General features: G+C 63.1%; 21 protein-coding genes. 8 read left to right on the top strand and 13 right to left on the bottom strand.

Features of this window, described 5'->3' with window-relative positions:
- A partial coding sequence (locus QZ522_RS01490; RefSeq protein ID WP_294606709.1) for a Sir2 family NAD-dependent protein deacetylase occupies window positions 1-483 on the bottom strand: 483 nt, incomplete at its 3' end.
- Window positions 484-536: 53 nt separating this feature from the next.
- On the opposite strand from QZ522_RS01490, the gene QZ522_RS01485 reads away from it, so the two are divergent.
- From QZ522_RS01485 to QZ522_RS01475, 3 genes are all read left to right on the top strand, one after another.
- The gene (locus QZ522_RS01485) at window positions 537-974 is read left to right on the top strand and encodes a low molecular weight protein-tyrosine-phosphatase (protein ID WP_294606707.1); all 438 of its coding nucleotides are present in this window, start codon (window positions 537-539) and stop codon (window positions 972-974) included.
- Between the two features lie 123 nt (window positions 975-1,097).
- Window positions 1,098-2,402: a histidinol dehydrogenase gene (hisD, locus tag QZ522_RS01480; protein WP_294606706.1), complete on the top strand. Its 1,305-nt coding sequence runs from the start codon at window positions 1,098-1,100 to the stop codon at window positions 2,400-2,402.
- Between the two features lie 57 nt (window positions 2,403-2,459).
- On the top strand, window positions 2,460-3,140 hold the full coding sequence (locus tag QZ522_RS01475) for an amino acid racemase (RefSeq protein WP_294606704.1): 681 nt from the start codon (window positions 2,460-2,462) through the stop codon (window positions 3,138-3,140).
- 70 nt (window positions 3,141-3,210) lie between these two features.
- Here the strand turns inward: QZ522_RS01475 and QZ522_RS01470 are convergent, their stop codons facing one another.
- The 3 genes from QZ522_RS01470 to ubiA all read right to left on the bottom strand — a co-directional run bounded on the left by QZ522_RS01470 (window position 3,211) and on the right by ubiA (window position 6,493).
- Window positions 3,211-3,546: a hypothetical protein gene (locus QZ522_RS01470; RefSeq protein WP_294606703.1), complete on the bottom strand. Its 336-nt coding sequence runs from the start codon at window positions 3,544-3,546 to the stop codon at window positions 3,211-3,213.
- Window positions 3,533-5,443: an OmpA family protein gene (locus QZ522_RS01465; RefSeq protein ID WP_294606701.1), complete on the bottom strand. Its 1,911-nt coding sequence runs from the start codon at window positions 5,441-5,443 to the stop codon at window positions 3,533-3,535. Before QZ522_RS01465 ends, QZ522_RS01470 begins: the two co-directional genes overlap by 14 nt.
- 72 nt (window positions 5,444-5,515) lie before the next feature.
- The gene (ubiA, locus tag QZ522_RS01460) at window positions 5,516-6,493 is read right to left on the bottom strand and encodes a 4-hydroxybenzoate octaprenyltransferase (RefSeq protein ID WP_294606699.1); all 978 of its coding nucleotides are present in this window, start codon (window positions 6,491-6,493) and stop codon (window positions 5,516-5,518) included.
- A gap of 11 nt (window positions 6,494-6,504) precedes the next feature.
- Between ubiA and QZ522_RS01455 the strand changes: the two genes are divergently transcribed.
- The 3 genes from QZ522_RS01455 (at window position 6,505) to QZ522_RS01445 (ending at window position 9,196) form a co-directional block, all read left to right on the top strand.
- A complete protein-coding gene (locus QZ522_RS01455; RefSeq protein ID WP_294606698.1) occupies window positions 6,505-7,236 on the top strand; it encodes a 16S rRNA (uracil(1498)-N(3))-methyltransferase in 732 nt (243 codons plus the stop codon).
- Window positions 7,233-7,760 (top strand): hypothetical protein, encoded by a 528-nt coding sequence (locus tag QZ522_RS01450; RefSeq protein WP_294606696.1) that lies wholly within the window; start codon window positions 7,233-7,235, stop codon window positions 7,758-7,760. Before QZ522_RS01455 ends, QZ522_RS01450 begins: the two co-directional genes overlap by 4 nt.
- Before the next feature lie 65 nt (window positions 7,761-7,825).
- Window positions 7,826-9,196 carry a glutamate--cysteine ligase gene (locus QZ522_RS01445; RefSeq protein ID WP_294606694.1) on the top strand — a complete coding sequence of 457 codons (1,371 nt, stop codon included), beginning with the start codon at window positions 7,826-7,828 and terminating at the stop codon, window positions 9,194-9,196.
- A 217-nt stretch (window positions 9,197-9,413) separates the two neighbouring features.
- On the opposite strand, the gene nusB is transcribed toward QZ522_RS01445, so the two are convergent.
- From nusB to QZ522_RS01425, 4 genes are all read right to left on the bottom strand, one after another.
- Complete coding sequence (gene nusB, locus QZ522_RS01440; RefSeq protein ID WP_294606692.1) at window positions 9,414-9,908, bottom strand: transcription antitermination factor NusB; 495 nt, start codon at window positions 9,906-9,908, stop codon at window positions 9,414-9,416.
- Entirely contained in the window at window positions 9,905-10,450 is a 546-nt protein-coding gene (locus QZ522_RS01435) for a 6,7-dimethyl-8-ribityllumazine synthase (RefSeq protein WP_294606690.1), read from the bottom strand. The genes nusB and QZ522_RS01435 overlap by 4 nt, the downstream gene beginning before the upstream one ends.
- 11 nt (window positions 10,451-10,461) lie before the next feature.
- Window positions 10,462-11,610 (bottom strand): 3,4-dihydroxy-2-butanone-4-phosphate synthase, encoded by a 1,149-nt coding sequence (gene ribB / locus QZ522_RS01430; protein ID WP_294606688.1) that lies wholly within the window; start codon window positions 11,608-11,610, stop codon window positions 10,462-10,464.
- A gap of 80 nt (window positions 11,611-11,690) precedes the next feature.
- Window positions 11,691-12,572, bottom strand: coding sequence for a LysR family transcriptional regulator (locus QZ522_RS01425; protein ID WP_294606686.1), 882 nt, complete (start codon window positions 12,570-12,572; stop codon window positions 11,691-11,693).
- Window positions 12,573-12,675: 103 nt separating this feature from the next.
- On the opposite strand from QZ522_RS01425, the gene QZ522_RS01420 reads away from it, so the two are divergent.
- On the top strand, window positions 12,676-13,992 hold the full coding sequence (locus QZ522_RS01420; RefSeq protein WP_294606684.1) for an aminotransferase class I/II-fold pyridoxal phosphate-dependent enzyme: 1,317 nt from the start codon (window positions 12,676-12,678) through the stop codon (window positions 13,990-13,992).
- Window positions 13,993-14,043: 51 nt separating this feature from the next.
- Here QZ522_RS01420 and QZ522_RS01415 read toward each other — a convergent pair whose 3' ends face one another.
- From QZ522_RS01415 to QZ522_RS01395, 5 genes are all read right to left on the bottom strand, one after another.
- Complete coding sequence (locus QZ522_RS01415; RefSeq protein WP_294606682.1) at window positions 14,044-14,382, bottom strand: cupin domain-containing protein; 339 nt, start codon at window positions 14,380-14,382, stop codon at window positions 14,044-14,046.
- A gap of 59 nt (window positions 14,383-14,441) precedes the next feature.
- On the bottom strand, window positions 14,442-15,722 hold the full coding sequence (locus QZ522_RS01410) for a DUF3422 domain-containing protein (protein WP_294606680.1): 1,281 nt from the start codon (window positions 15,720-15,722) through the stop codon (window positions 14,442-14,444).
- A gap of 225 nt (window positions 15,723-15,947) precedes the next feature.
- The gene (locus QZ522_RS01405; protein WP_294606678.1) at window positions 15,948-17,381 is read right to left on the bottom strand and encodes an NAD(P)(+) transhydrogenase (Re/Si-specific) subunit beta; all 1,434 of its coding nucleotides are present in this window, start codon (window positions 17,379-17,381) and stop codon (window positions 15,948-15,950) included.
- Between the two features lie 13 nt (window positions 17,382-17,394).
- Entirely contained in the window at window positions 17,395-18,969 is a 1,575-nt protein-coding gene (locus QZ522_RS01400) for a Re/Si-specific NAD(P)(+) transhydrogenase subunit alpha (RefSeq protein WP_294606676.1), read from the bottom strand.
- Between the two features lie 127 nt (window positions 18,970-19,096).
- Window positions 19,097-19,531 carry a methyltransferase gene (locus QZ522_RS01395; protein WP_294606717.1) on the bottom strand — a complete coding sequence of 145 codons (435 nt, stop codon included), beginning with the start codon at window positions 19,529-19,531 and terminating at the stop codon, window positions 19,097-19,099.
- 102 nt (window positions 19,532-19,633) lie between these two features.
- Between QZ522_RS01395 and QZ522_RS01390 the strand changes: the two genes are divergently transcribed.
- Window positions 19,634-20,386, top strand: coding sequence for an SDR family oxidoreductase (locus tag QZ522_RS01390; RefSeq protein ID WP_294606675.1), 753 nt, complete (start codon window positions 19,634-19,636; stop codon window positions 20,384-20,386).
- Window positions 20,387-20,449 lie beyond the last annotated feature (63 nt).

Genomic DNA, 20,449 nt, shown 5'->3' with positions numbered 1-20,449 from the left:
ATGGGTCCAGATCGCCTCCATCCCGTGAGGCATTTCCCCGAACCACACGATATCGGGCCGGGTGGCCTTTGCGCCGCAGACCGGGCAGGCATCCTGCGTTGACATCACCAGTGGCGCAGGCCAACGCGCCTCGCAGCGCGCACAAAGCGCCCCGGCAAGCGTGCCATGCATATGCATCACCGCGCGACTTCCCGCAGCCTCGTGCAGGGCATCCACATTCTGCGTTACAAGCACCACCTCGCCACCATGCCGTTCCTGAAGGCGCGCAAGCGCGCGATGCGCGGCATTCGGTGCCACCCTGGCGGCCTGCGCGCGCCGGGCATTGTAAAAGCGGTGCACAAGATCGGGGTCCCGCTCAAAGGCCTCTGGCGTCGCCACATCCTCGATCCTGTGCGCCGCCCAAAGCCCGCCCTCGTCACGAAACGTCGCAAGCCCGCTTTCCGCCGAAATCCCGGCACCTGTCAGAATGACGATCTTTTCCATTGCGGCCCTTTTGCCTATTCTGCGCCTCGCAAACCTGCCGGAAAGGGTCCCCGATGACCAGTGCAATCCTATTCGTCTGCCTCGGCAACATCTGTCGCTCGCCGGCCGCCGAAGGGGTATTTCGCGCGCTCGCCCCGCAGGTGGCGACCGATAGCGCCGGCACCGGTGGCTGGCATGTGGGCGAGCCACCCTATGGCCCGATGCAGACCGCCGCATGCGCCCGCGGGATCGACCTCTCTGACCTGCGCGCGCGCCAGTTCCGGGCCGATGATTTCACCCGCTTTGATCTTGTCATCGCGATGGATGCCCAGAACCTGCGCGATATCGAGGCGTTGCGACCGACCGGCAATACAACCCCGGTGCGCCTGATGACCGATTTCGCGCCGGACGCGGGCATGGATCACGTGCCCGACCCGTATTACACCCGCGATTTCGATGGCACGCTTGATCTGATCGAAACTGCGGCACGCGGGCTGGCGGCAACGCTCTGAGCGGCTGGCTTCGGGATTTCCGAAGGCCCCTTTCAGCCCACGAAAAAATGACCTCCCCGGCGCGTCAATCCGCTTGCCTGATGTCTACGCGCCGCGTCATTCATGGGCCAAGGAGATTGCCCCATGCCTATGACCTATCTGAAAACCGCCCCCGGCCAACCGCTTCAAACCGCCGCTGATGTGGCCGATACCGTTCAGGTCATGCTGGCGCGGTTGCGCACGGGCGGCGCGCAGGTGGCGCTTGAATATGCCCGCAGCCTTGATGGCTGGCAGGGCGAAATCACCGTGACCCGCGATCAGATCTCCGCCGCAAGCGCCCGAGTCCCGCAAGCCCTCAAGGACGACATCGACTGGGCGCATGACAACATATCCCGCTTTGCCGAGGCGCAACGCGCCACCGCGCAGGACATGACGGTCGAGTTGCGCCCCGGCCTGATCGCCGGCCAACGCCAGATCCCGCTTGGCGCAGCGGGCTGTTACGTGCCCGGTGGGCGCTATAGCCATATCGCCAGCGCCCTGATGAGCATCGCCACCGCACGCGTCGCAGGCGTGGCCGATATCACAGCCTGCTCGCCGCCCTGCGCCGGTGAGGGCATTCCCGATGCGATGCTCTACGCGATGGATCTGGCCGGGGCCACCCGGATCCTGACCATCGGCGGCGTACAGGGGATCGCGGCCCTGGCCTTTGGCCTGTTTGGCGCGCCACCCGCCGACATTCTTGTCGGACCCGGCAATGCCTATGTGGCCGAGGCCAAACGACAGCTGTTCGGCCCCATCGGCATCGACATGTTCGCAGGCCCCACCGATAGCCTGATCCTCGCCGATGACACCGCGGACCCCGAAACCGTCGCCGCCGATCTGGTGGGACAGGCCGAACATGGCGCCAATTCTCCGGTCTGGCTGGCCACGACCGACCGCGCCCTGGCAAGCGCCGTTCTCGGGCGCATCCCGGCGCTGATCGCCGACCTGCCAGAGCCGAACCGCTCTGCCGCCGCCACCGCCTGGGCCGATCTCGGCGAGATCGTCCTGTGCGACAGTGCCGAGGACATGGCCGACTTCGCCGACACACGCGCGCCCGAACACCTGCATGTGCAGGCCCGCGATCTTGACGGCTGGCGCACCCGGCTGCGCGCCTATGGCTCGCTGTTTCTGGGGGAAAAGACGACCGTGGCCTTTGGCGACAAGGCGGCTGGTCCCAACCACGTTCTGCCCACGTCTGGCGCGGCGCGCTATACCGGCGGGCTGTCGGTCCACAAGTTCCTCAAGACGGTCACCTGGCAAGAGGTCGATGACCGCGCCCTGCCCGATCTGGCCCGGGTCACCGCCAGCCTGAGCCGAGCCGAACGGATGGAGGGCCACGCACGCACCGCTGATATAAGGCTGGCGCAGGGCAATGCCGAACGCCGTTCCGCAACATCGGCAGGCTAAACAGCCAGAGCGCGACAAGGCAGGATAGGACCGGTGGCCCTAAACAGGATGGCAGACATGAAAACCGTGGGCATTCTCGGCGGCATGGGTCCAGAAGCGACGATTCTGCTGATGCAGAAACTTCTGGCCGCTGTACCCGCCCGCGACGACGCCGATCACCTGCCGCTGATCGTGCATCAAAACCCGCAGGTCCCAAGCCGGATAGCCGCCCTTATCGAAGGCACCGGCGCCGATCCCGGCCCCATTCTGGCGCGAATGGCGCGCGATCTGCACATCGCAGGCGCTGCGGCTCTGGCGATGCCCTGCAACACCGCGCATCACTATGCCCCTGCGGTGGTCGCGGCCACGCCGCTGCCATTCCTCAACATGCTTGACCTGACGGCGGCCGCGCTCGCCGCGCAGGGTGCGCGGCGCATCGGCATGCTGGCTTCGCCCGCCACCCGGCTCGCCCGCGTATTCGAGGCCCCCTTTGCCGCCCGCGGGCTGATCCCCGTCACCCTGCCCGACGACAGTGCCCTGCTGGCCATCATCCGCGCGGTCAAGGCCGGTGACACAGGCGCCACCCTCGGTTCTCGCCTGCACGCCCAGGCGCACAGGCTGATCAACGAAGGCGCCGACCACATACTTGTGGCCTGCACCGAACTATCGCTGATGACCGGCCACCTGCCCGAGGCAACCCCCTGGACCGACAGCCTTGATTGCCTGACCTCGGCCATCGCCGACTTCGCGCAAAGCTAGAACGCAAAGCACAAACAAGGGGCACAGCGGCCCCTCGTTCTTCTTGGCAAAAATACTCAGATTCCGGCGCTTATCCCGCCGCGCGGCCGCTGTTTTTTTCAAGATGCGCCCGCATCTGCTCGGCCTCGTAACGTGCCTCGCGCAGGCCGTCCATCGTGGCGGCAAGCTCAGCTTCGGTTTGGCTCAGCTGGTTGCTCAGCTCCGCCTCGCGCTGCTGAAGATAGGTGATCGCCTGATCACGGGTTTCCTCGGCTTCGTGAAGCTCCTGCGCCATGCGCTCAAGCTCGCCCACATCGGAGCCGGCAACCCGGATAAAGCGGTGAATCAGCCAATTCGCGAACCAGCCCATGCAAAACGCCACGAACAAAACGATGGCGGTGGCTATGATAAACTCAGTTCTGTTCATCGGTCGTGTTTTCCTGATCCTGTCCCTCAGGTCCTTCTTCCACCGGTTGCTCGAGGCTTTCAAGGGCTGTTTGCTGTTCCGGCACCGGCTCGGGGCGGATCAGGCGGAATTCGATCCGCCGATTGGTCTCGCGCCCGTCCTCGGTGTCATTGTCGGCAATCGGCCTGCTCTCGCCATAGCCCTTGGCATCAATCGTCGAGGTCAGCACCCGGCGCAGCCGCAATTCGTTCAGAACCGCCTGCGCACGCTGTTCGCTCAGTTGTTCGTTCATCCCTTCGCGTCCCTGGCTATCGGTATGGCCACCGATTTCCATCCGGATCTCGCCACATCGTTTCAGGATTTCGGCGATCTCGTCCATGATCTCCGCGCCAGCGCTGTCGATGTTGGCCGAGCCGGGCTCGAAGTTGATCTTGCGCCCGGTCTGCACGGCGGCGATCTTGGCTTCGCATTCGTCCGGCGTGGGCAGCCCGGCCACCGGATCGAGCGCCTCCTTATAGGTCACATCAAGCGAAAACTGCTCTGATCCGCTAAGCTTTTCCGACAGAAACTGCGAGATCTCGGCGCTTGCGGATTTACGTCCGGTGTTGCCCTGCACACTTAATGCATCCGGCGTTACCGTCACCGCTCCGTTCGACAGATAAGACAACGCCTCAAGCGCCGTCAGCACCCGCAGCGGCCAGGTCTTGGGCAAACCCTCGGCGACCCGCGCAGTGACATGCACCGCATCGGATGAAAACCGCGCCTGGGCAAAGCTGTTCACGGTGTCGCGGGTGGCCTCGCTGTTGAGCCGCCCGCGGATAAGAACCTGCCCCTCGGGCGAGAGCGTGGCGATGAATTCAGGCACCACCGGCGCACTTTCATCCGGCAGCGGCGGCAAGGTCGCCTGCAGGGCAAAGACCTCGGGCAGATCGGCCTCAAGCTGGCCCACCACATCGTCAAACTGACCCTGCGGCGTGCCCTGTGGCGCCCAAAGCGCAATATCTGCGTCCGAAAAGGTCACGCTGCCCCCCCCAAGCTCGCCGACGGCGGCAATCGCCAGTTCCGTGGCGCGCGCCCATTGTGGCGAGGGCACCCCCATGCCAACCACGCAATCGGCCTTGGCCTGAAGACCCGCGTGGCTGGCGGCGCGCAAAATACGCTCGCGCGCCTCTTCGGTATCGGCCGAACAGGCATCGAACCGCGCCGTCCCGTCCTCGATCAGGAAGCGCAGCGTAAACGGCGTAATCACCGGGCGCGGCGCCGAGATATCAAGCGCAAGGCGCACATCATCAGGGGCCGAACGCGCAAGGTCGGTTTCCATCCGGCGTTGTGCTTCGGCGCTGTCGACCATGGCGGTAATCTCAACCCGCTCGGCGCTCACCGAAATCTTGGTGCGCGGCAGCTTGCCAAGCGAACGCACCGCATAGGCAAGCGCATCGGGCCATGTTTCGGGATAGGGGTAATCCGCCGCATCCAGCAAATCCGCAACCGGCGCACCATCGGTGGCCTTGGCGACATCGGCCAAAAGCGCCTTGCGGTTGGTGGCCTTGGGCACCAGCCCGATAAGGGAAATCCCCCGGTCGTTGCGCAGGATCTCGATGGAAAAGCGCGGCGGTGCGATGTCGGCGGCATCCTGAACCAGCATCTGGTCAATCACCCGCGCCGCATCAACGATGGTCCCCGCCACCGACAGCGCCTTGAACCGCGCGGCCTCGCTCGGGGCGGTGCCCGCAAGGAAGACCTGCAACCCATCGGTATCGACCTCGGCCCAGACCATATTCCGCAGGTCAAGCATATCGCGCACCGCGCGGCGTGACCCATCCTCAACGGCGCTGACCGCAAACCCCGCCGCCACCACACATAAAACCGCCGCACCGCAAAAGGTGGCTGCAATCGTGAACACTGAGGATAATCGCATGAGGTTCTGGTCAGTCCTTGTTCCCTGGGTTCCCTAGGCTTTTTCTTTAGGCCCCTGTCAGCCCGAGATCAATCACAGCAACAGGGCGACGGCGAAAAACGGCACAGGCAAAAGCCCGGCATCGCGGTTCGAGCGGAACAGCATCAACAGCCGCGACGTGTCATCAAGCTTGAGCTGGCGCATCTGCCATTGCAGGTGCCAGCCCATCGCCCAGGGCCCGCAGAGCGCCACCAAAAGGGCCAGCGGCCGCCCGTCCGGAACCGCCAGAATGACTGCAACCGCCATGATCGAGACCGCCGCCACCAGGAACCAGCGCAACCAGCGCGGCGAGTTTTCCCCAAACAGCCGCGCGGTGGATTTCACCCCGATGAGCGCGTCATCCTCGGCATCCTGATGGGCATAGATCGTATCATAAAACAGCGTCCAGGCGATCCCGGCGAGGTACAAAAGCACCGCTGGCGCCTCAAGTCGCCCGGTGTGGGCGGTCCAGGCCAGCAAGGCGCCCCAGTTGAACGCCAGCCCCAAAAAGACCTGCGGCCACCAGGTAAACCGCTTGGCAAACGGATAGACCGCCACCGGCAAAAGCGACAGAACGCCAAGTGCAATCGCCGCCGGATTGAACGTCAGAAGGATACCAAAGGCCACCAGGGCCTGAGCCCCCAACCAGATCAGGGCGGCCTTGACGCTGACCTGACCCGAAGGAATGGGCCGCGAGGCGGTGCGCGCAACCGAGCCGTCGATATGACGGTCGGTGATGTCGTTCCACGTACATCCCGCCCCGCGCATCAGGAAGGCGCCGATCGCGCAGCCTGCAAAAATCCAAAGGTCATGCCAGCCCGCGCGCCCGTCGCTTACCATCGCAAGCATCAGCCCCCACCAGCAGGGCAAGAGCAAAAGCCAGGTTCCGATCGGCCGATCCGCCCGGGCAAGCCGCAGGTAGGGCCGCGTCGCCGAAGGCGCCAGACGGTCCACCCAATTGCCGCGATAGGCATCGGCCACCTGCCCGGCATTCTCGCTTGCGGCCTCTGGTGTCTGGTTGTTTCCGGTCATATGTTGGCCTCATGAAAACGGCTAAGATCAGGCTTTATGTAGAGCACCCGCTGGGGCAAGGGCAAACGGTTCCTCTGGACCGCGACCAGGCGCATTACCTTTTCGGTGTCATGCGACAGGGTGTGGGCGATGCAGTGCTGTTGTTCAACGGCACCGATGGCGAATGGCGCGCGACCGTGGCCGAAGCCGGCAAGCGGGGCGGCCTGCTCAGGGTCGAACAGCAGACCAGTGCGCAACGCAACCCGCCCGACCTGTGGCTTCTTTTCGCGCCGATCAAGAAGGCGCGCACCGATTTCATCGTCGAAAAAGCCGCCGAGATGGGCGCCGCGCGGATCCTGCCGGTGCAGACCGAGTTCACCAATTCCGAACGCATCCGCCAGGATCGCCTTCAGGCCCATGCAATCGAGGCCGCCGAACAATGCGGCGGCACCTTTGTCCCCGAAGTTGCCGATTTGCAGAAACTGGATCGGCTGCTTGCGGACTGGCCCGAGGGGCGCCAGCTCATGTTCTGCGACGAGGTGCTCGCGGGTGGCGCATCCACCCTGACAGGCGACCTTGCCCAGGGCGCGCCCTGGGCGATCCTGATCGGCCCCGAGGGCGGCTTTTCCGATACCGAGCGCGCACGTCTCACGGGGCTGCCCTTTGCCCATGCCATCGCCCTTGGCCCGCGCATCCTGCGCGCCGACACCGCCGCCGTGGCCGCCATGACCCTCTGGCAGCACACCCTGGGCGATTGGGCATGAGCTTCATGCGCCCCGAAGCACGCGCCGCCTTGTGGCGGTGGCGCGAGGCGCTGGTTGGTGCGGGCCTGCTTGCCATCGGCCTGTGGTGGGCACTGACCGCTATCGGCCTGTTGTACTGGCTTGGCTATGTCCTGCTCGTGCTTGCCATCGCGATCCTGGCCGCAGGCCTTCAGCGCGCCCGCTTTCGCGCGGGCTCTGGAGGGCCGGGCGTGGTGCGCGTCGATGAAGGCCAGGTTGCCTATTTCGGCCCGCTGACGGGCGGCGTTGTGGCCATGGGCGACCTTGCCGCGCTCAAGCTTGACCCGCGCGCGCGCCCCGCCCATTGGATCCTGAGCCAGCCCGGCCAGCCTGACCTTGCCATCCCGCTGACCGCCGAAGGCGCCGATACGCTGTTTGACGCCTTCGCCACCCTGCCCGGCATCCGCACCGAACATATGCTGGCCCAGATGCGCCGCGCCTCCGGTCAAGTGGTCGTGATCTGGCAAAAGCCGCAAACCACGGTCGCACGCCCAAGGCTGCATTGACACTCTGCGCGTTAAAGGCCACTTGTGATTTCCAAACTTAGGTGACCCGATCAGGAGGCCCGATCATGTCCATTCCACAGTCCGGCGGCGGGCCGATTGAACATCACGACCAGCTTGCAGAATACATGGCAAGCGGCTGCAAACCCAAAGACGACTGGCGCATCGGCACAGAGCACGAGAAATTCGGCTATTGCAAGGATACGCTCAAGCCGATCCCCTATGATGGCCCCCGCAGCATTCTGGCGGTTCTCGAAGGCCTGCGCGACGGCCATGGCTGGACCCCGGTGGAAGAGGGCGGCAAGCTTATCGGCCTTGAAAAAGACGGCGCCAATGTCTCGCTTGAACCGGGCGGGCAACTGGAACTGTCCGGCGCGCCGGTGGAAACCATCCACGAGACCTGTGACGAGGTGAACGCCCATCTGCGCGACGTCAAGGATATTGCCGACAAGGTCGGCGTCGGCTTTATCGGCCTCGGCGCCGCCCCGGTCTGGACCCATGACCAGATGCCGCTGATGCCCAAGGGCCGCTACAAGCTGATGGACAGCTATATGCAAACCGTCGGCACCATGGGCCAGACGATGATGCGCCGCACCTGCACCGTGCAGGTGAACCTCGACTTCAGCTCCGAGGCCGACATGGTCCAGAAGTTCCGCGTCGCCCTGGCGCTGCAACCGGTGGCCACCGCGCTCTTTGCCAACTCGCCATTCTTCGAGGGCAAGCCGAACGGCCATAAATCCTGGCGTGCACGGGTCTGGCGCGATCTTGATCCGGCCCGCACCGGCATGTTGCCCTTCGTGTTTGACGAGGGATTCGGCTTTGAACAATACGCCAATTACGCGCTCGATGTGCCGATGTATTTCGTCTATCGCGACGGCAAGTATATCAACGCCCTCGGCCAGTCGTTCCGCGATTTCCTGCGCGGCGAGCTGCCCGCCCTGCCCGGTGAAAAGCCTACCCTGTCGGATTGGGCCGATCACCTGACCACGATCTTCCCCGAGGCACGGATCAAGAAATTCATGGAAATGCGTGGCGCCGACGGCGGCCCCTGGCGCAGGCTTTGCGCCCTTCCCGCCTTCTGGGTCGGGATGATGTACGATCAATCCTCGCTCGACGCGGCCTGGGACCTTTGCAAATCATGGGACACTGAAACCCGCGAGGCCCTGCGCGTCGCCGCAAGCGTCGATGGGCTCCATGCCCGTGTGAACGGCATCAACCTGCATGAGATCGCCCGTCAGGCCGTGGCCATATCCGAGGCCGGTCTCAAGGCCCGCGCACGCACCGGCGGCGGCGGCATGATCCCGGACGAGACCCATTTCCTGAACGCGCTGCACGAAAGCATCGAGACCGGCAAAACGCCGGCGGACGAATTGCTGGATCATTTCCACGGCGACTGGAACGGCAACCTCGATCGCATCTACGCCGACTACAGCTACTGATCGCCGCGTTTTCCTGCCGGAAATATCCGGTCTTATGAAGCAAATGCACTGGCATGATATCCGCATGGATATCCCAAGAGAATCAGACTGTTGGCTATGAAGGACGTGGCCGCAACCACGCGCTGATGGTGCTGTGCGGGTGGATCATCCGAGGCGATGTGGCCGCCCCTGCGCCAGAGGCCTCTAGGCAGCGCGCCGCTTTGCAGGGCAGCTTGCCTCAGAACCCTTCGGGCTTGGCCTCATGTGCCATGTGATCAAGCACGGCATTGACGAATTTGGGTTCTTTGCCGTCCGGATAGAACGCCTTGGCGACATCGACGAATTCCATGATCACGACGCGGGGCGGCGTGTCGGATTGGGTCATCTCCGCGCCAGCGGCCCGAAACAGCGCGCGCAACGTTGGATCAATCCGCGCGATCGGCCATTTCGCCACAAGTGCGCGGTCGGTCATCTGGTCGATCCGCGCCTGCCAATTCACCGCATCCTCGATGAGCTTACGAAAGAGAACGACATCGCCTTCGGCCATGTCCACGCCCTCATCCACTTCGGCGCCGAAGCGGTAGTCAAGAAACTCGGCACAGACCGCATCGACGGTCTGGCTGGAATGCTCCATCTGAAACAGCGCCTGCACCGCGTAAAGGCGCGCCGCAGAGCGCATTTTTCGTTTCTGGTTGCCAGAAACCGGGCTGTTGTCGGGATCGGGGGTCGTCATGCTTTCGGGGTATCCTTCGGCTCGCCTGCCAGCTTGTATTCCTGGGTCGAGGGAACAAACCCCACGCCCTTGCGCGAAGCGCCCCATTTACGGCTGAGCGCGATAAGATGCAAGGCCGCAGCCGCCGCCCCTGCCCCTTTGTTCATAGCGCCCGGGTCGGCGCGCACTTCGGCCTGGGCACGATTCTCGACCGTCAGGATGCCATTGCCGATGCACAGCCCCTGAAGCCCGAGCAGGGTGATCCCGCGCGAGCTGTCGTTACAGACTGTCTCGTAATGGGTCGTCTGGCCCCGGATGACACAACCAAGCGCGACATAGCCGTCAAAATTCGACATCCGTTCGGCGATGCCGATGGCGGTCGGAAGTTCCAGCGCGCCGGGCACTTCGACCAGATCCCAAGTGCCGCCGGAGGCCTCGATCTCGGCCTTGGCGCCGGCAATCAGGTTATCGGCGATATCACGGTAAAACGGCGCCACGACGATCAGAAGCTTGACGGGTTTGTCAAATTCGGCGCGCGGCAGGGAGTATTCTTTTTCGGCCATTTGGAATCAACCTATGTGATGGGGCGGGTGTCGGTGATGGAAATGCCATAGGCATCAAGGCCAAGGTAACGGGTCCGGGGGCTGTCGGTCAAAAGGATCAGCTCATGCAGGCCCATGGTCGACATGATCTGCGCGCCAAGGCCGGTCTGCTTGATCGTGCGTGGGGTCTCGTCATCCTCCATCTCGCCCGAAAGTCTCGGGCGGGGCTGGCGGAACAGGAACACGGCGCCACGTCCCTCGGCCGCGATGATCTCCATCGCGCGGGGCAGCTTGCCCGTCGGCCCGCCCTTGGCGGATGCCTCAAGCCCGATGCCAAGCACATCCTCAAGCGCGTTGAGCGCGTGAGTGCGCGCCAGAACCGGCTTGCCGTCGGTGATGTCGCCCTTGCTCAGCACGACATGCTCGGTGCCGGTAATCTGGTCGGCGAAGATACGCATCTCCCAGGTGCCGCCATGGCTCGACTCGACGGTCTCGCGGCGCACTTCTCGCACCAGGTTGTCATGCTTGTGGCGATAGGCAATGAGATCGGAAATCGTCCCGATCTTGAGGCCATGCTTTTGCGCAAAGCCGATCAGATCCGGTAGCCGCGCCATGGTGCCGTCTTCCTTCAGGATCTCACAGATTACCCCCGAGGGATTCAGCCCGGCAAGCCGCGAGATATCGACCGCCGCCTCGGTATGGCCGGCCCGGATCAGGACGCCGCCGTCACGGGCGCGCAACGGAAAGATATGGCCCGGCGTGGACAGCGCCGCCATGGTGTTCTGCTCGTTGATCGCGACGGATACGGTCAGCGCCCGGTCGGCGGCCGAAATCCCCGTGCTCACGCCTTCGCGCGCCTCGATCGAAACGGTAAACGGGGTTTCGTGACGCGACGAATTGTTGACGGCCATCATCGGCAGACCAAGCCGGTCAACCCGTTCGGCCGTCATCGGCAGGCAGATAAGACCGCGCCCGTAGGTGGCCATGAAGTTGATCGCCTCGGGCGTGGCAAATTCGGCGGCAATCACAAGATCGCCCTCGTTCTCGCGGTCCTCGTGATCCACTAGGATGAACATCCGCCCGGCGCGCGCCTCGGCGATGATCTCTTCGGTGGGCGCGATGGCGCTCTTGAGGTTGGCCTCGACGGGGCCGGGTTTTTCGAATGGCACAGTGTCGGACATCAGGTGCCCCCTTTTTCGCGGCTATAGCCCGGCCCGGATAGCGCAGCCGGACGGCGATGGCCAGAGGCGAATGGCACGGATCACGCCTGTTGCAGCAGGCGCAGAACCTGCGCCAGATGATTTGGCCCCTCTCCAAAGCCTGCCCGGTCCAGCACCAGCGCCTTGCCGGTTTCGACCTTTTTCGTAAAAGGCGCAACCAGGTCGCCACGCTCAAGCGCGGCCTGCACCAGCAATTGATGCCCCATCAGAACCCCCGCGCCGTTACGCGCCTCTTCCAGCGCAATGCTATAAAGCGAAAACCGCGGCCCCTTGTCCGGCAGCGCCTGACCGGCAAGCGCCGCAGCGCCCCAGAGCGCCCAGTCATCGGGCCAGAGCGCATCATGCAAAAGCGTTTCCTCCCTCAGATCGGCAGGGGTCTGCAACCGCGCGGCAATCTCGGGGGTACAGACAGGAAAGATCGCATCGGGTGCCAGCGCCGTTTCGCGCGCACCGCCGGTGGGACGGCGGATGAATACGCTCAGATCAAACAGTTCCCGCGCAAGGTTGGGCGGGGTTTCGACCGCAGAAACCGAGATGCTCAGCTCTGGCAAGGCGGCGCGCACGCTTGGCAGGCGCGGTGAAAGCCAAAGTTGCGCCACGCTCGGCAGGGCCGCAATATGCAGGGTCTTGTGGCGTGCCGCCACGCGCATACCATGCACCGCCGCCCCCATGGCATCAAAGGCCTGTGCAAAACCGGGGGCAACCTCGGCGCCAAAGGCGCTCAGACGCACACCCTGCGAACGGCGTTCGAACAGATCGGCACCGATCCAATCCTCAAGCGCCTTGATATGCTGTGACACCGCGCCCGGCGTCACGCAAAGCTCGTCCGCTGCATTGGCAAAGCCGCCAAGCCGGGCGGCGGCCTCGAAGGCGCGCAACGCATTAAGCGGCGGACCCTTTGGGCGTGGCGGTGAAACTGACATTTTTCTAGCCTTAGTTTTTCTAAGCTGATTTTTACATAATCTGGTTTGCACAGGCAAGCCGTGCCGCGCCAGTCTGGACCAAACCAGTCAGGGAGATTTTGACATGACACTGGCCCGCCGCGCTTGGGTGCCTGCCCATTGCGAAGATCTTGTTCAAACCCTCGCCATGCGCACAAGCGCCGGGGACAGCGCCGGTATCGCCGCCCGGATCGAGACGCTTGCCGCCGACAATCGGCGCATCCATGAGGCCGAGTGCTTCAACCTCAACCCCGCCACCAACGTGATGAACCCGCGCGCCGAGGTCCTTTTGGCCAGCGGCATCGGCTCGCGCCCCTCGCTTGGCTATCCCGGTGACAAATACGAAATGGGGCTTGAAGCGATCGAGGAAATCGAGGTGATCGCCGCCAACCTTGCCGCCGAAATCTTCGAGGCGGATTTTGCCGAAATCCGCGTGCCCTCGGGGGCGATTGCCAACCTCTATGGCTTCATGGCGACCTGCAAGCCGGGCGACACGATCATCGCCCCCCCGGCCAGCATCGGCGGGCATGTAACGCATCATGCAGCGGGCTGTGCCGGGCTTTACGGCCTGCGGATCGTCGAGGCGCCGGTAGATGCGGATGGCTATAGTGTCGATCTGCCCGGTTTAGCCGAATTGGCCCATAAGGAGCGCCCCGCGCTGATCACCCTTGGCGCCAGCCTGAACCTGTTCGAGCATCCGGTGCGCGAGGTCCGCGCGATTGCCGATGAGGTCGGCGCGAAGCTGATGTTCGACGCAGCGCACCAATGCGGGATCATCGCGGGCAAGGCCTGGCGCAACCCGCTGGCCGAGGGCGCGCATATGATGACGATGAGTACCTATAAAAGCCTTGGCGGCCCGGCGGGCGGGCTGATCATCAGCAATGACGCCGCTATTGCCGAACGCCTTGATGCAATTGCCTTTCCGGGGATGACCGCCAATTTCGACGCGGCAAAATCGGCGGCCTTGGCTGTGACTTTGCTCGATTGGCGCAACCACGGAACGGCCTATGGTGCACAAATGGTTGCCCTGGCCCAAGCGCTTGCCGCAGCCCTCGAGGCCGAAGGCCTGCCGGTATTCAAGGGCACGCAGGGGGCAACGAATTCGCATCAGTTCGCGATCGCCGCCGCCGGGTTCGGCGGGGGTCAGGCGGCGTCAAAGACCCTGCGCAAGGCGGGTTTCCTGGCCTGTGGCATCGGCCTGCCGATTGATCCGGTGGCGGGCGACATGAACGGTTTGCGCATCGGCACACCGGAATTGGTGCGTTGGGGCGTGACCCCGGAGCATGCCCCGCGCATGGCAGGCCTTATCGCCAAGGCGCTGCGCAGCAACGATGCTGCCGCGCTTTTGTCGGAAGTCTCGGCCTGGCGGCAGGAATTCGACACGCTGCACTATATCAACTGAGCCATGCGTCGCGCCTTTGGCTAGGCGCTCCGCAGGGGCGCGTGCAAACGGCTATGCCGTCTTGATCGGATAGCGGTCCGGCTCTGAAAACACGTCGATCACCCGCGTGCCTGCTTTGATCATCGCCCCGTGCACCACGTCGGCGGGAATGGAGTAACTGTCACCGGGGCGATATATCCGGGTCTCGCCGCCGATGGTGAACTCGATCTCGCCCTCCACCACCGTGCCCCATTGTGCGCCATGGCTATGGGGTGGCAATTCCATATCCTGAAGGAAGGTGAAAAAGACGCATAACCCGTGATCGGAACGGATGGCGCGGGTCTGCACGACATCTTCGGAGAATGGCACGTCGATCGGCGGGAAAGACATGATGAAATCGGGAAAGGGCATTGGCATTACCTCACGTCTGAAAGCCCGAGTATACACCGCCCGCGCTCAGCGCCAAAACGTCAATGCAGCTTGTTGCGAATGCGCTGCACCATCCACCAGACAAGCGCAATCACCGGCAGGGTGACCGCGGCGGTGATCATCCCCTTGCTCAGCCCCAGAACCCCGGTCAGCGGATACAGCAGATAGCCCGCCAGGGACACCGCGTAATAGCTGATCGCGACAACCGACAGCCCCTCGACCGTGCGTTGCAGGCGCAGTTGCAGATCGGCGCGCTTGTCCATGCTTTCCAACAGGCTCTGGTTCTGCGCGCTGCGTTCCACATCCACCCGGGTGCGCAGCAACTCTCCTGCGCGCATGGCCCGGTCAGCCATCGCATCCAGCCGCTCCTTGGTGGCGCGCATTGTGCGCATGGCCGGCTCATAGCGGCGCATCATGAACTCAGCAAATGTCTGGCGCCCCTCGAAACGTTCCTCGCGAAGCACGCTGATGCGCTGATTGACGATCTGCTCATAGGCGGCCGTCGCCCCGAAACGGAACGAGGATTGCGCCACCAGAGATTCAAGCTCTGCCGAAACATGCAGCAAATCCTGAAGGGTCTCGTCGGCGGGCTGGCTCCCGCTGGTCATGTCGCCAATCAGGCGGCTCAGCTGGCTGTCGGTCTCCCCCATCTGGCGGCCCATTTCACGTACCCGCGCAAAGCCCAGCATCGACATCGACTTGTAGGTCTCGATCTCGCAAAGACGCTGCACAATGCGCCCGATCCGGCGCGCCCCCGTGTTTGGGGCAACACTGACCGAAAACCGCAAATGTCCCGCCGTATCAATCCGGAAATCTCCCGCGATCACCGCCGCATCATCCAACACCCGCGCCACCGCCACGCTTTCCGAGACAAACCACTGATCGGTTTCCTCGCAGGTCTGCTCCTTGTTTTTCCACGGCGTCACCCGAATCAAGGCCGAGGTCACCCGCATCCCCGGCGCCCGAGCAAGCCAGTCGGCGGGAAACACTTCGAAATCGGCCGGATCAAAGGGCCGCGTGCTGACCCCCTCGGTAAAGACCGTATAGGTCACGAATTCGGTATGGCTTTCCCATTTCAGGACATGCCGCCCGATCTCGCCCGAATAATGCGTGGCGCCAGGCTGTGGGTGGGGCGCACCATAGCGATCAAGCAAGGCGGTAAGATGCGCCAGATCCGCCGCGCGATCCCGCTTGGCCGCATCCTGCGGCTGCTTGATCGCCAGATAGGCCGCCGTACAGGGCGCGCTCAGCGACGGAAACGGACGCGCGTGCAATTCATTGGCCAGCTCATAGCGCAGCGGATGATCATCAATCGGGGGCATTGGCCGCTCTCCTTAACTCATCGGCGTCATAGCCGTTCCGCAAGCCCAGCAAAAGCGTTTTTCCATAAATTCCAATGATTTAGCAGCACACAATCGTATACTGCCCAAGGTGCAGGCTTCTTCTTGGCAAAAATACTCAAAATCCGGCGGGCGCGCCATGCATATAACATGAAAAAGGGGCGCCCCGATCAGAGCGCCCCTTCAAGGATACGTCCCGTGCCGCGATCAGTCGATTTTCGGCAGCAGGCTCGACACGCTGTCCTTGGCATCGCCATAGAACATGCGGGTGTTTTCCTTATAGAACAGCGGGTTTTCGATGCCGGAATATCCCGTGCCCTGTCCGCGCTTGCTGACGAACACCTGTTTCGCCTTCCAGCATTCCAGAACCGGCATTCCGGCAATGGGGCTGTTGGGGTCTTCCTGGGCGGCCGGGTTCACGATGTCATTCGAGCCGATGACGATGGCCACATCGGTATCGGGGAAATCCTCGTTGATCTCGTCCATTTCCATAACGATATCATAAGGCACCCGCGCCTCGGCCAGAAGCACGTTCATGTGCCCCGGAAGACGCCCCGCCACCGGGTGGATGGCAAAGCGCACGGTCTTGCCCTTGGCGCGCAGCTTGCTTGTCAGCTCGCTCACCGCCTGTTGGGCCTGCGCCACGGCCATGCCATAGCCGGGGATGATGATGATGCTATCGGCCTCGTTCAGCGCCGTAGCAACGCCATCGACGTCAATCGCGACCTGCTCGCCCTCAACCGCCATCTGCTCGCCTGCCGGGCCGCCAAAGCCGCCCAGAATGACAGAGATGAACGAACGGTTCATCGCCTTGCACATGATATAGCTTAGGATTGCACCGCTTGAACCGACAAGCGCGCCCACGACGATCAAAAGGTCATTGCCAAGGCTGAACCCGATCGCCGCCGCCGCCCAGCCGGAATAACTGTTGAGCATCGACACGACGACGGGCATGTCGGCGCCGCCGATCCCCATGATCAGGTGATAGCCGATGAACAGGGCCGCAAGCGTCATCAGGGCCAGCGGCAGGAAGCCACCGGTATTGAAGTACCAGATCAGGCAGAGCAGCGAAATCGCCGCCGCGCTGGCGTTGAGCACATGCCCGCCGGGCAGCTTCTTTGCTGCCGTGTCGACCTTGCCCGCCAGTTTGCCGTAAGCGATGATCGAGCCGGTAAAGGTCACCGCCCCGATGAAGATGCCAAGGAAAAGCTCGACCCGCAGGATCGACTGTTCGACCGGAGTCTTATGAGCCAGAAGCGCGGCAAACCCTTCCAGGGCTTCGCGCTCATCATGCGCCATGGCCAGGACGTTGTTCAGCTCGATATGCGCATTGAAGCCCACGAAGACGGCTGCAAGGCCCACAAGGCTGTGCATTGCCGCCACAAGCTGTGGCATCTCGGTCATCTGCACGCGTTGCGCCACGAAGTAACCGATCGTCCCGCCGCCCGCGATCAGCACCGCCGACAAGAACCACAGGCCCGAACCCGGCCCGATAAGCGTGGCCACCACCGCGAGCGCCATGCCCGCAATGCCGTACCATACCGCGCGCTTGGCGCTTTCCTGACCTGACAGACCGCCAAGGCTCAGGATGAAAAGGATAGCTGCGACCACATATGCGGCCGTTGTAAAACCGTAATCCATTATACCTGCCCCCTTACGACTTCTGGAACATGGCGAGCATGCGCCGTGTCACCATGAAACCGCCGAATATGTTGATCCCGGCCATGAAGACCGACAGCGCCGCCAACAGGATCACGAGGAAAGACCCCGATCCGATCTGCATCAGCGCGCCCAGAATGATGATCGACGAGATCGCGTTCGTGACCGCCATCAAGGGCGTATGCAGCGAATGCGACACGTTCCAGATCACCTGGAAGCCAACAAAGACCGCCAGAACAAAGACGATGAAGTGCTGCATGAAGCTGGCCGGGGCGACAAGCCCGACACCCAGCAAAAGCACCGCGCCAACCACAAGCAGGGTGACCTGGTTCTTGGTCTGTGCCTTGAAAGCAGCCATTTCCTTGGCGCGCTTTTCCTCTGCGGTCAGCTCCTTGGGGGCCTCTTTCTTCGGTTGCGCGGCAATCGCGGCCACCTTTGGCGGTGGCGGCGGGAAGGTGACGGCGTGGTCGTGGGTCACGGTCGCGCCCCGGATCACGTCGTCTTCCATGTCATGATTGACGACACCGTCCTTGCCGGGCGTCAGATCGGCCATCATATGGCGGATGTTGGTCGCATAAAGCGTCGAGGCCTGCGTCGCCATCCGGCTTGGGAAATCGGTATAGCCGATGATCGTCACGCCATTATCGGTGACGATCTTTTCGTCCATCACCGTCAGCTTGCAGTTGCCGCCCTTTTCCGCCGCCAGATCGACGATCACCGAGCCGCGCTTCATCGAGGCGACCATGTCTTCGGTCCAAAGCTCGGGCGCTTCGCGGTTCGGGATAAGCGCCGTGGTGATCACGATATCGACCTCGGGCGCCAGTTCGCGGAACTTGGCAAGCTGTGCTTCGCGGAACTCGGGGGAGGAGACAGATGCATAGCCGCCGGTGGCGGCGCCGTCCTTGGCCTCTTCCTCGAAGTCGAGATAGACGAATTCCGCGCCCATGGATTCGACCTGTTCGGCCACTTCGGGGCGCACATCGAAGGCGTAGGTGATCGCGCCAAGCGATGTCGAGGTGCCGATCGCAGCCAGACCGGCAACCCCAGCACCAACCACCAGAACCTTGGCTGGTGGCACTTTGCCCGCAGCGGTAATTTGCCCAGTAAAGAAACGGCCGAAATTGTTGCCCGCCTCGATCACCGCGCGATAGCCGGCGATATTCGCCATCGAGCTTAGCGCATCCATCTTCTGGGCGCGGCTGATACGTGGCACCATTTCCATGGCGATCACGGTCGCCCCCTTGTCGGCGGCCATCTTGAGTTGTTTTTCATTCCCGCCGGGGTTGAAGAACGAAATCAGGGTCTGGCCTTCGCGCAGCCGCTTGACCTCGGTATCGGTGGGAATGCGCACCTTGGCGACGATGTCACACTCTTTCCAGAGCGCGGCGGCCGTTTTGATGATTTCCACACCGGCCTCTTTATAGGCCGCGTCCGAGAACCCGGCGCGTTCGCCTGCACCGGCTTCAATGGCGCAGCTATGGCCGAGTTTTTGCAACTGCTGGGCTGAATCGGGCGTCATGGCCACCCGATTTTCGCCCTCAAGCACTTCCTTTGGCGTTCCGATCTTCAATGCTGTGTCCCCCTCTGGCAGATCACGTGTTCTGTGGCCCCGCCCATGGCAGGTGCCGGTTTCCTAGTCCCGAGCGTCGTTATTTCACACAAAAACGTGAGAGGCGACACCAAGATTGTCGCGCCCCTCAGAGCCAACGACGGGTTTTTTCGCAATATCGGGCAAAATCCATCCGAAATTTCCGTCTCAGACGGTCTTCTTCCGGGATTATGAAGCGTTTTTCGATGATCCAGAAAAAGATGGGAATCAGCGGCAGTGCCAAAACCGCGTCCCATCGCAGGATAAAACCGGCCAGGATCAGGCCATCGCCAAGATAGATCGGGATGCGCGAACGGGTGAAGATACCCGACTGAATCAGGCGCTCGGCCTCTTGGTGCGGCACGATGGTGGTGCGATGGCGGCGAAACTCGGTTGCGGCCAGCACAACCAACAACACCCCGCCTCCGACCAGCAGGCCACCCGCCAGATCCGCCCACGCCCCGCCGAAATCAAGCCACATGGGCAGGTATGTCGCCTGCATCCAGGCCGTGACCAGAAACGCCAAAAGCCAGACCGGCGGCATATCAATCCATTTCAGCACTGTTCATTCCCCCTGTGATCGCCATCCGGCGGTTGCCAGTTCGCGGCAGAGCGCTAGAGTAACGCCAGATATGGCGGAGGCAAGATGACACTGAGCGGAAAACACGCGCTGATCACCGGCGGCGGAAGCGGTATTGGCCTTGCGATTGCCCGTGCGCTCGCAGGCGCAGGTGCCGAAGTGACGATCACCGGGCGGCGCGACTCCGTGCTGCAAGGCGTGGCCGGGAACGGGCTTTACCCGCTTGCGATGGATGTGAGCGACGAGGCGCAGGTTGTCGCAGGCGTGGCGCGCGCGGTCGCAGAGCGTGGCCCGGTCCAGATCTGCATCCCCAATGCCGGCATCGCCGAGGGGCGCGCGGTGCACAAGACCGACGCCGCCTTCTGGCGTCAGGTGATGGCCACCAACCTTGACGGCGCGTTTTACACGGTGCGCGAATGCCTGGGCGGCATGCGCGACACCGATTGGGGCCGGGTGATTGCGATTTCCTCGATTGCCGGGCTCAAGGGGCTCAAAGGGGCTGCGGCCTATTCGGCGAGCAAACACGGCATGATCGGCCTGATCCGAAGCCTGAGCGAGGATTACCTTGGCACCCCGTTCACCTTCAACGCGATCTGTCCGGGCTATGTCGACACCGAGATCGTAAGCCGCAATGTCACCGCGATCTCCAAGCGCGCCGGGGTAAGCGAAGACGAAGCCCGCTCCATGATGGTCAGCGCCAACCGCCACAACCGCCTTATCGCGCCCGACGAGGTGGCCCAGGCCGTGCTCTGGCTCTGCGGCCCCGGATCGCAGAGCGTGAACGGTCAGGCCATCGAGATCGCTGGCGGCCAGTTCTGAACCAGCCGCAGTTTTCGAGGCGGTTACCCGACGTAGGCTGATGTCAGCTTTCGCTCGGGCGGC

The sequence above is a fragment of the uncultured Roseovarius sp. genome (assembly GCF_913054395.1).
Classification (GTDB): domain Bacteria; phylum Pseudomonadota; class Alphaproteobacteria; order Rhodobacterales; family Rhodobacteraceae; genus Roseovarius.
Note: the sequence above shows the minus strand (reverse complement) of the source record. Positions and strands in the feature narration are given on the sequence as shown.

What these genes read in the sequence shown, in the direction of transcription:
- nusB (WP_294606692.1), bottom strand. Translation starts at nt 9,908, where the DNA reads ATGACGACCCCCGATCCCGACAACAGCCCGGTTTCTGGCAACCAGAAA.
- QZ522_RS01445 (WP_294606694.1), top strand. Translation starts at nt 7,826, where the DNA reads ATGTCCATTCCACAGTCCGGCGGCGGGCCGATTGAACATCACGACCAG.
- QZ522_RS01410 (WP_294606680.1), bottom strand. Translation starts at nt 15,722, where the DNA reads ATGCCCCCGATTGATGATCATCCGCTGCGCTATGAGCTGGCCAATGAA.
- hisD (WP_294606706.1), top strand. Translation starts at nt 1,098, where the DNA reads ATGCCTATGACCTATCTGAAAACCGCCCCCGGCCAACCGCTTCAAACC.
- QZ522_RS01470 (WP_294606703.1), bottom strand. Translation starts at nt 3,546, where the DNA reads ATGAACAGAACTGAGTTTATCATAGCCACCGCCATCGTTTTGTTCGTG.
- QZ522_RS01405 (WP_294606678.1), bottom strand. Translation starts at nt 17,381, where the DNA reads ATGGATTACGGTTTTACAACGGCCGCATATGTGGTCGCAGCTATCCTT.
- ribB (WP_294606688.1), bottom strand. Translation starts at nt 11,610, where the DNA reads ATGTCCGACACTGTGCCATTCGAAAAACCCGGCCCCGTCGAGGCCAAC.
- QZ522_RS01465 (WP_294606701.1), bottom strand. Translation starts at nt 5,443, where the DNA reads ATGCGATTATCCTCAGTGTTCACGATTGCAGCCACCTTTTGCGGTGCG.
- QZ522_RS01455 (WP_294606698.1), top strand. Translation starts at nt 6,505, where the DNA reads ATGAAAACGGCTAAGATCAGGCTTTATGTAGAGCACCCGCTGGGGCAA.
- ubiA (WP_294606699.1), bottom strand. Translation starts at nt 6,493, where the DNA reads ATGACCGGAAACAACCAGACACCAGAGGCCGCAAGCGAGAATGCCGGG.
- QZ522_RS01485 (WP_294606707.1), top strand. Translation starts at nt 537, where the DNA reads ATGACCAGTGCAATCCTATTCGTCTGCCTCGGCAACATCTGTCGCTCG.
- QZ522_RS01475 (WP_294606704.1), top strand. Translation starts at nt 2,460, where the DNA reads ATGAAAACCGTGGGCATTCTCGGCGGCATGGGTCCAGAAGCGACGATT.
- QZ522_RS01420 (WP_294606684.1), top strand. Translation starts at nt 12,676, where the DNA reads ATGACACTGGCCCGCCGCGCTTGGGTGCCTGCCCATTGCGAAGATCTT.
- QZ522_RS01415 (WP_294606682.1), bottom strand. Translation starts at nt 14,382, where the DNA reads ATGCCCTTTCCCGATTTCATCATGTCTTTCCCGCCGATCGACGTGCCA.
- QZ522_RS01435 (WP_294606690.1), bottom strand. Translation starts at nt 10,450, where the DNA reads ATGGCCGAAAAAGAATACTCCCTGCCGCGCGCCGAATTTGACAAACCC.
- QZ522_RS01450 (WP_294606696.1), top strand. Translation starts at nt 7,233, where the DNA reads ATGAGCTTCATGCGCCCCGAAGCACGCGCCGCCTTGTGGCGGTGGCGC.
- QZ522_RS01395 (WP_294606717.1), bottom strand. Translation starts at nt 19,531, where the DNA reads ATGCCGCCGGTCTGGCTTTTGGCGTTTCTGGTCACGGCCTGGATGCAG.
- QZ522_RS01390 (WP_294606675.1), top strand. Translation starts at nt 19,634, where the DNA reads ATGACACTGAGCGGAAAACACGCGCTGATCACCGGCGGCGGAAGCGGT.
- QZ522_RS01425 (WP_294606686.1), bottom strand. Translation starts at nt 12,572, where the DNA reads ATGTCAGTTTCACCGCCACGCCCAAAGGGTCCGCCGCTTAATGCGTTG.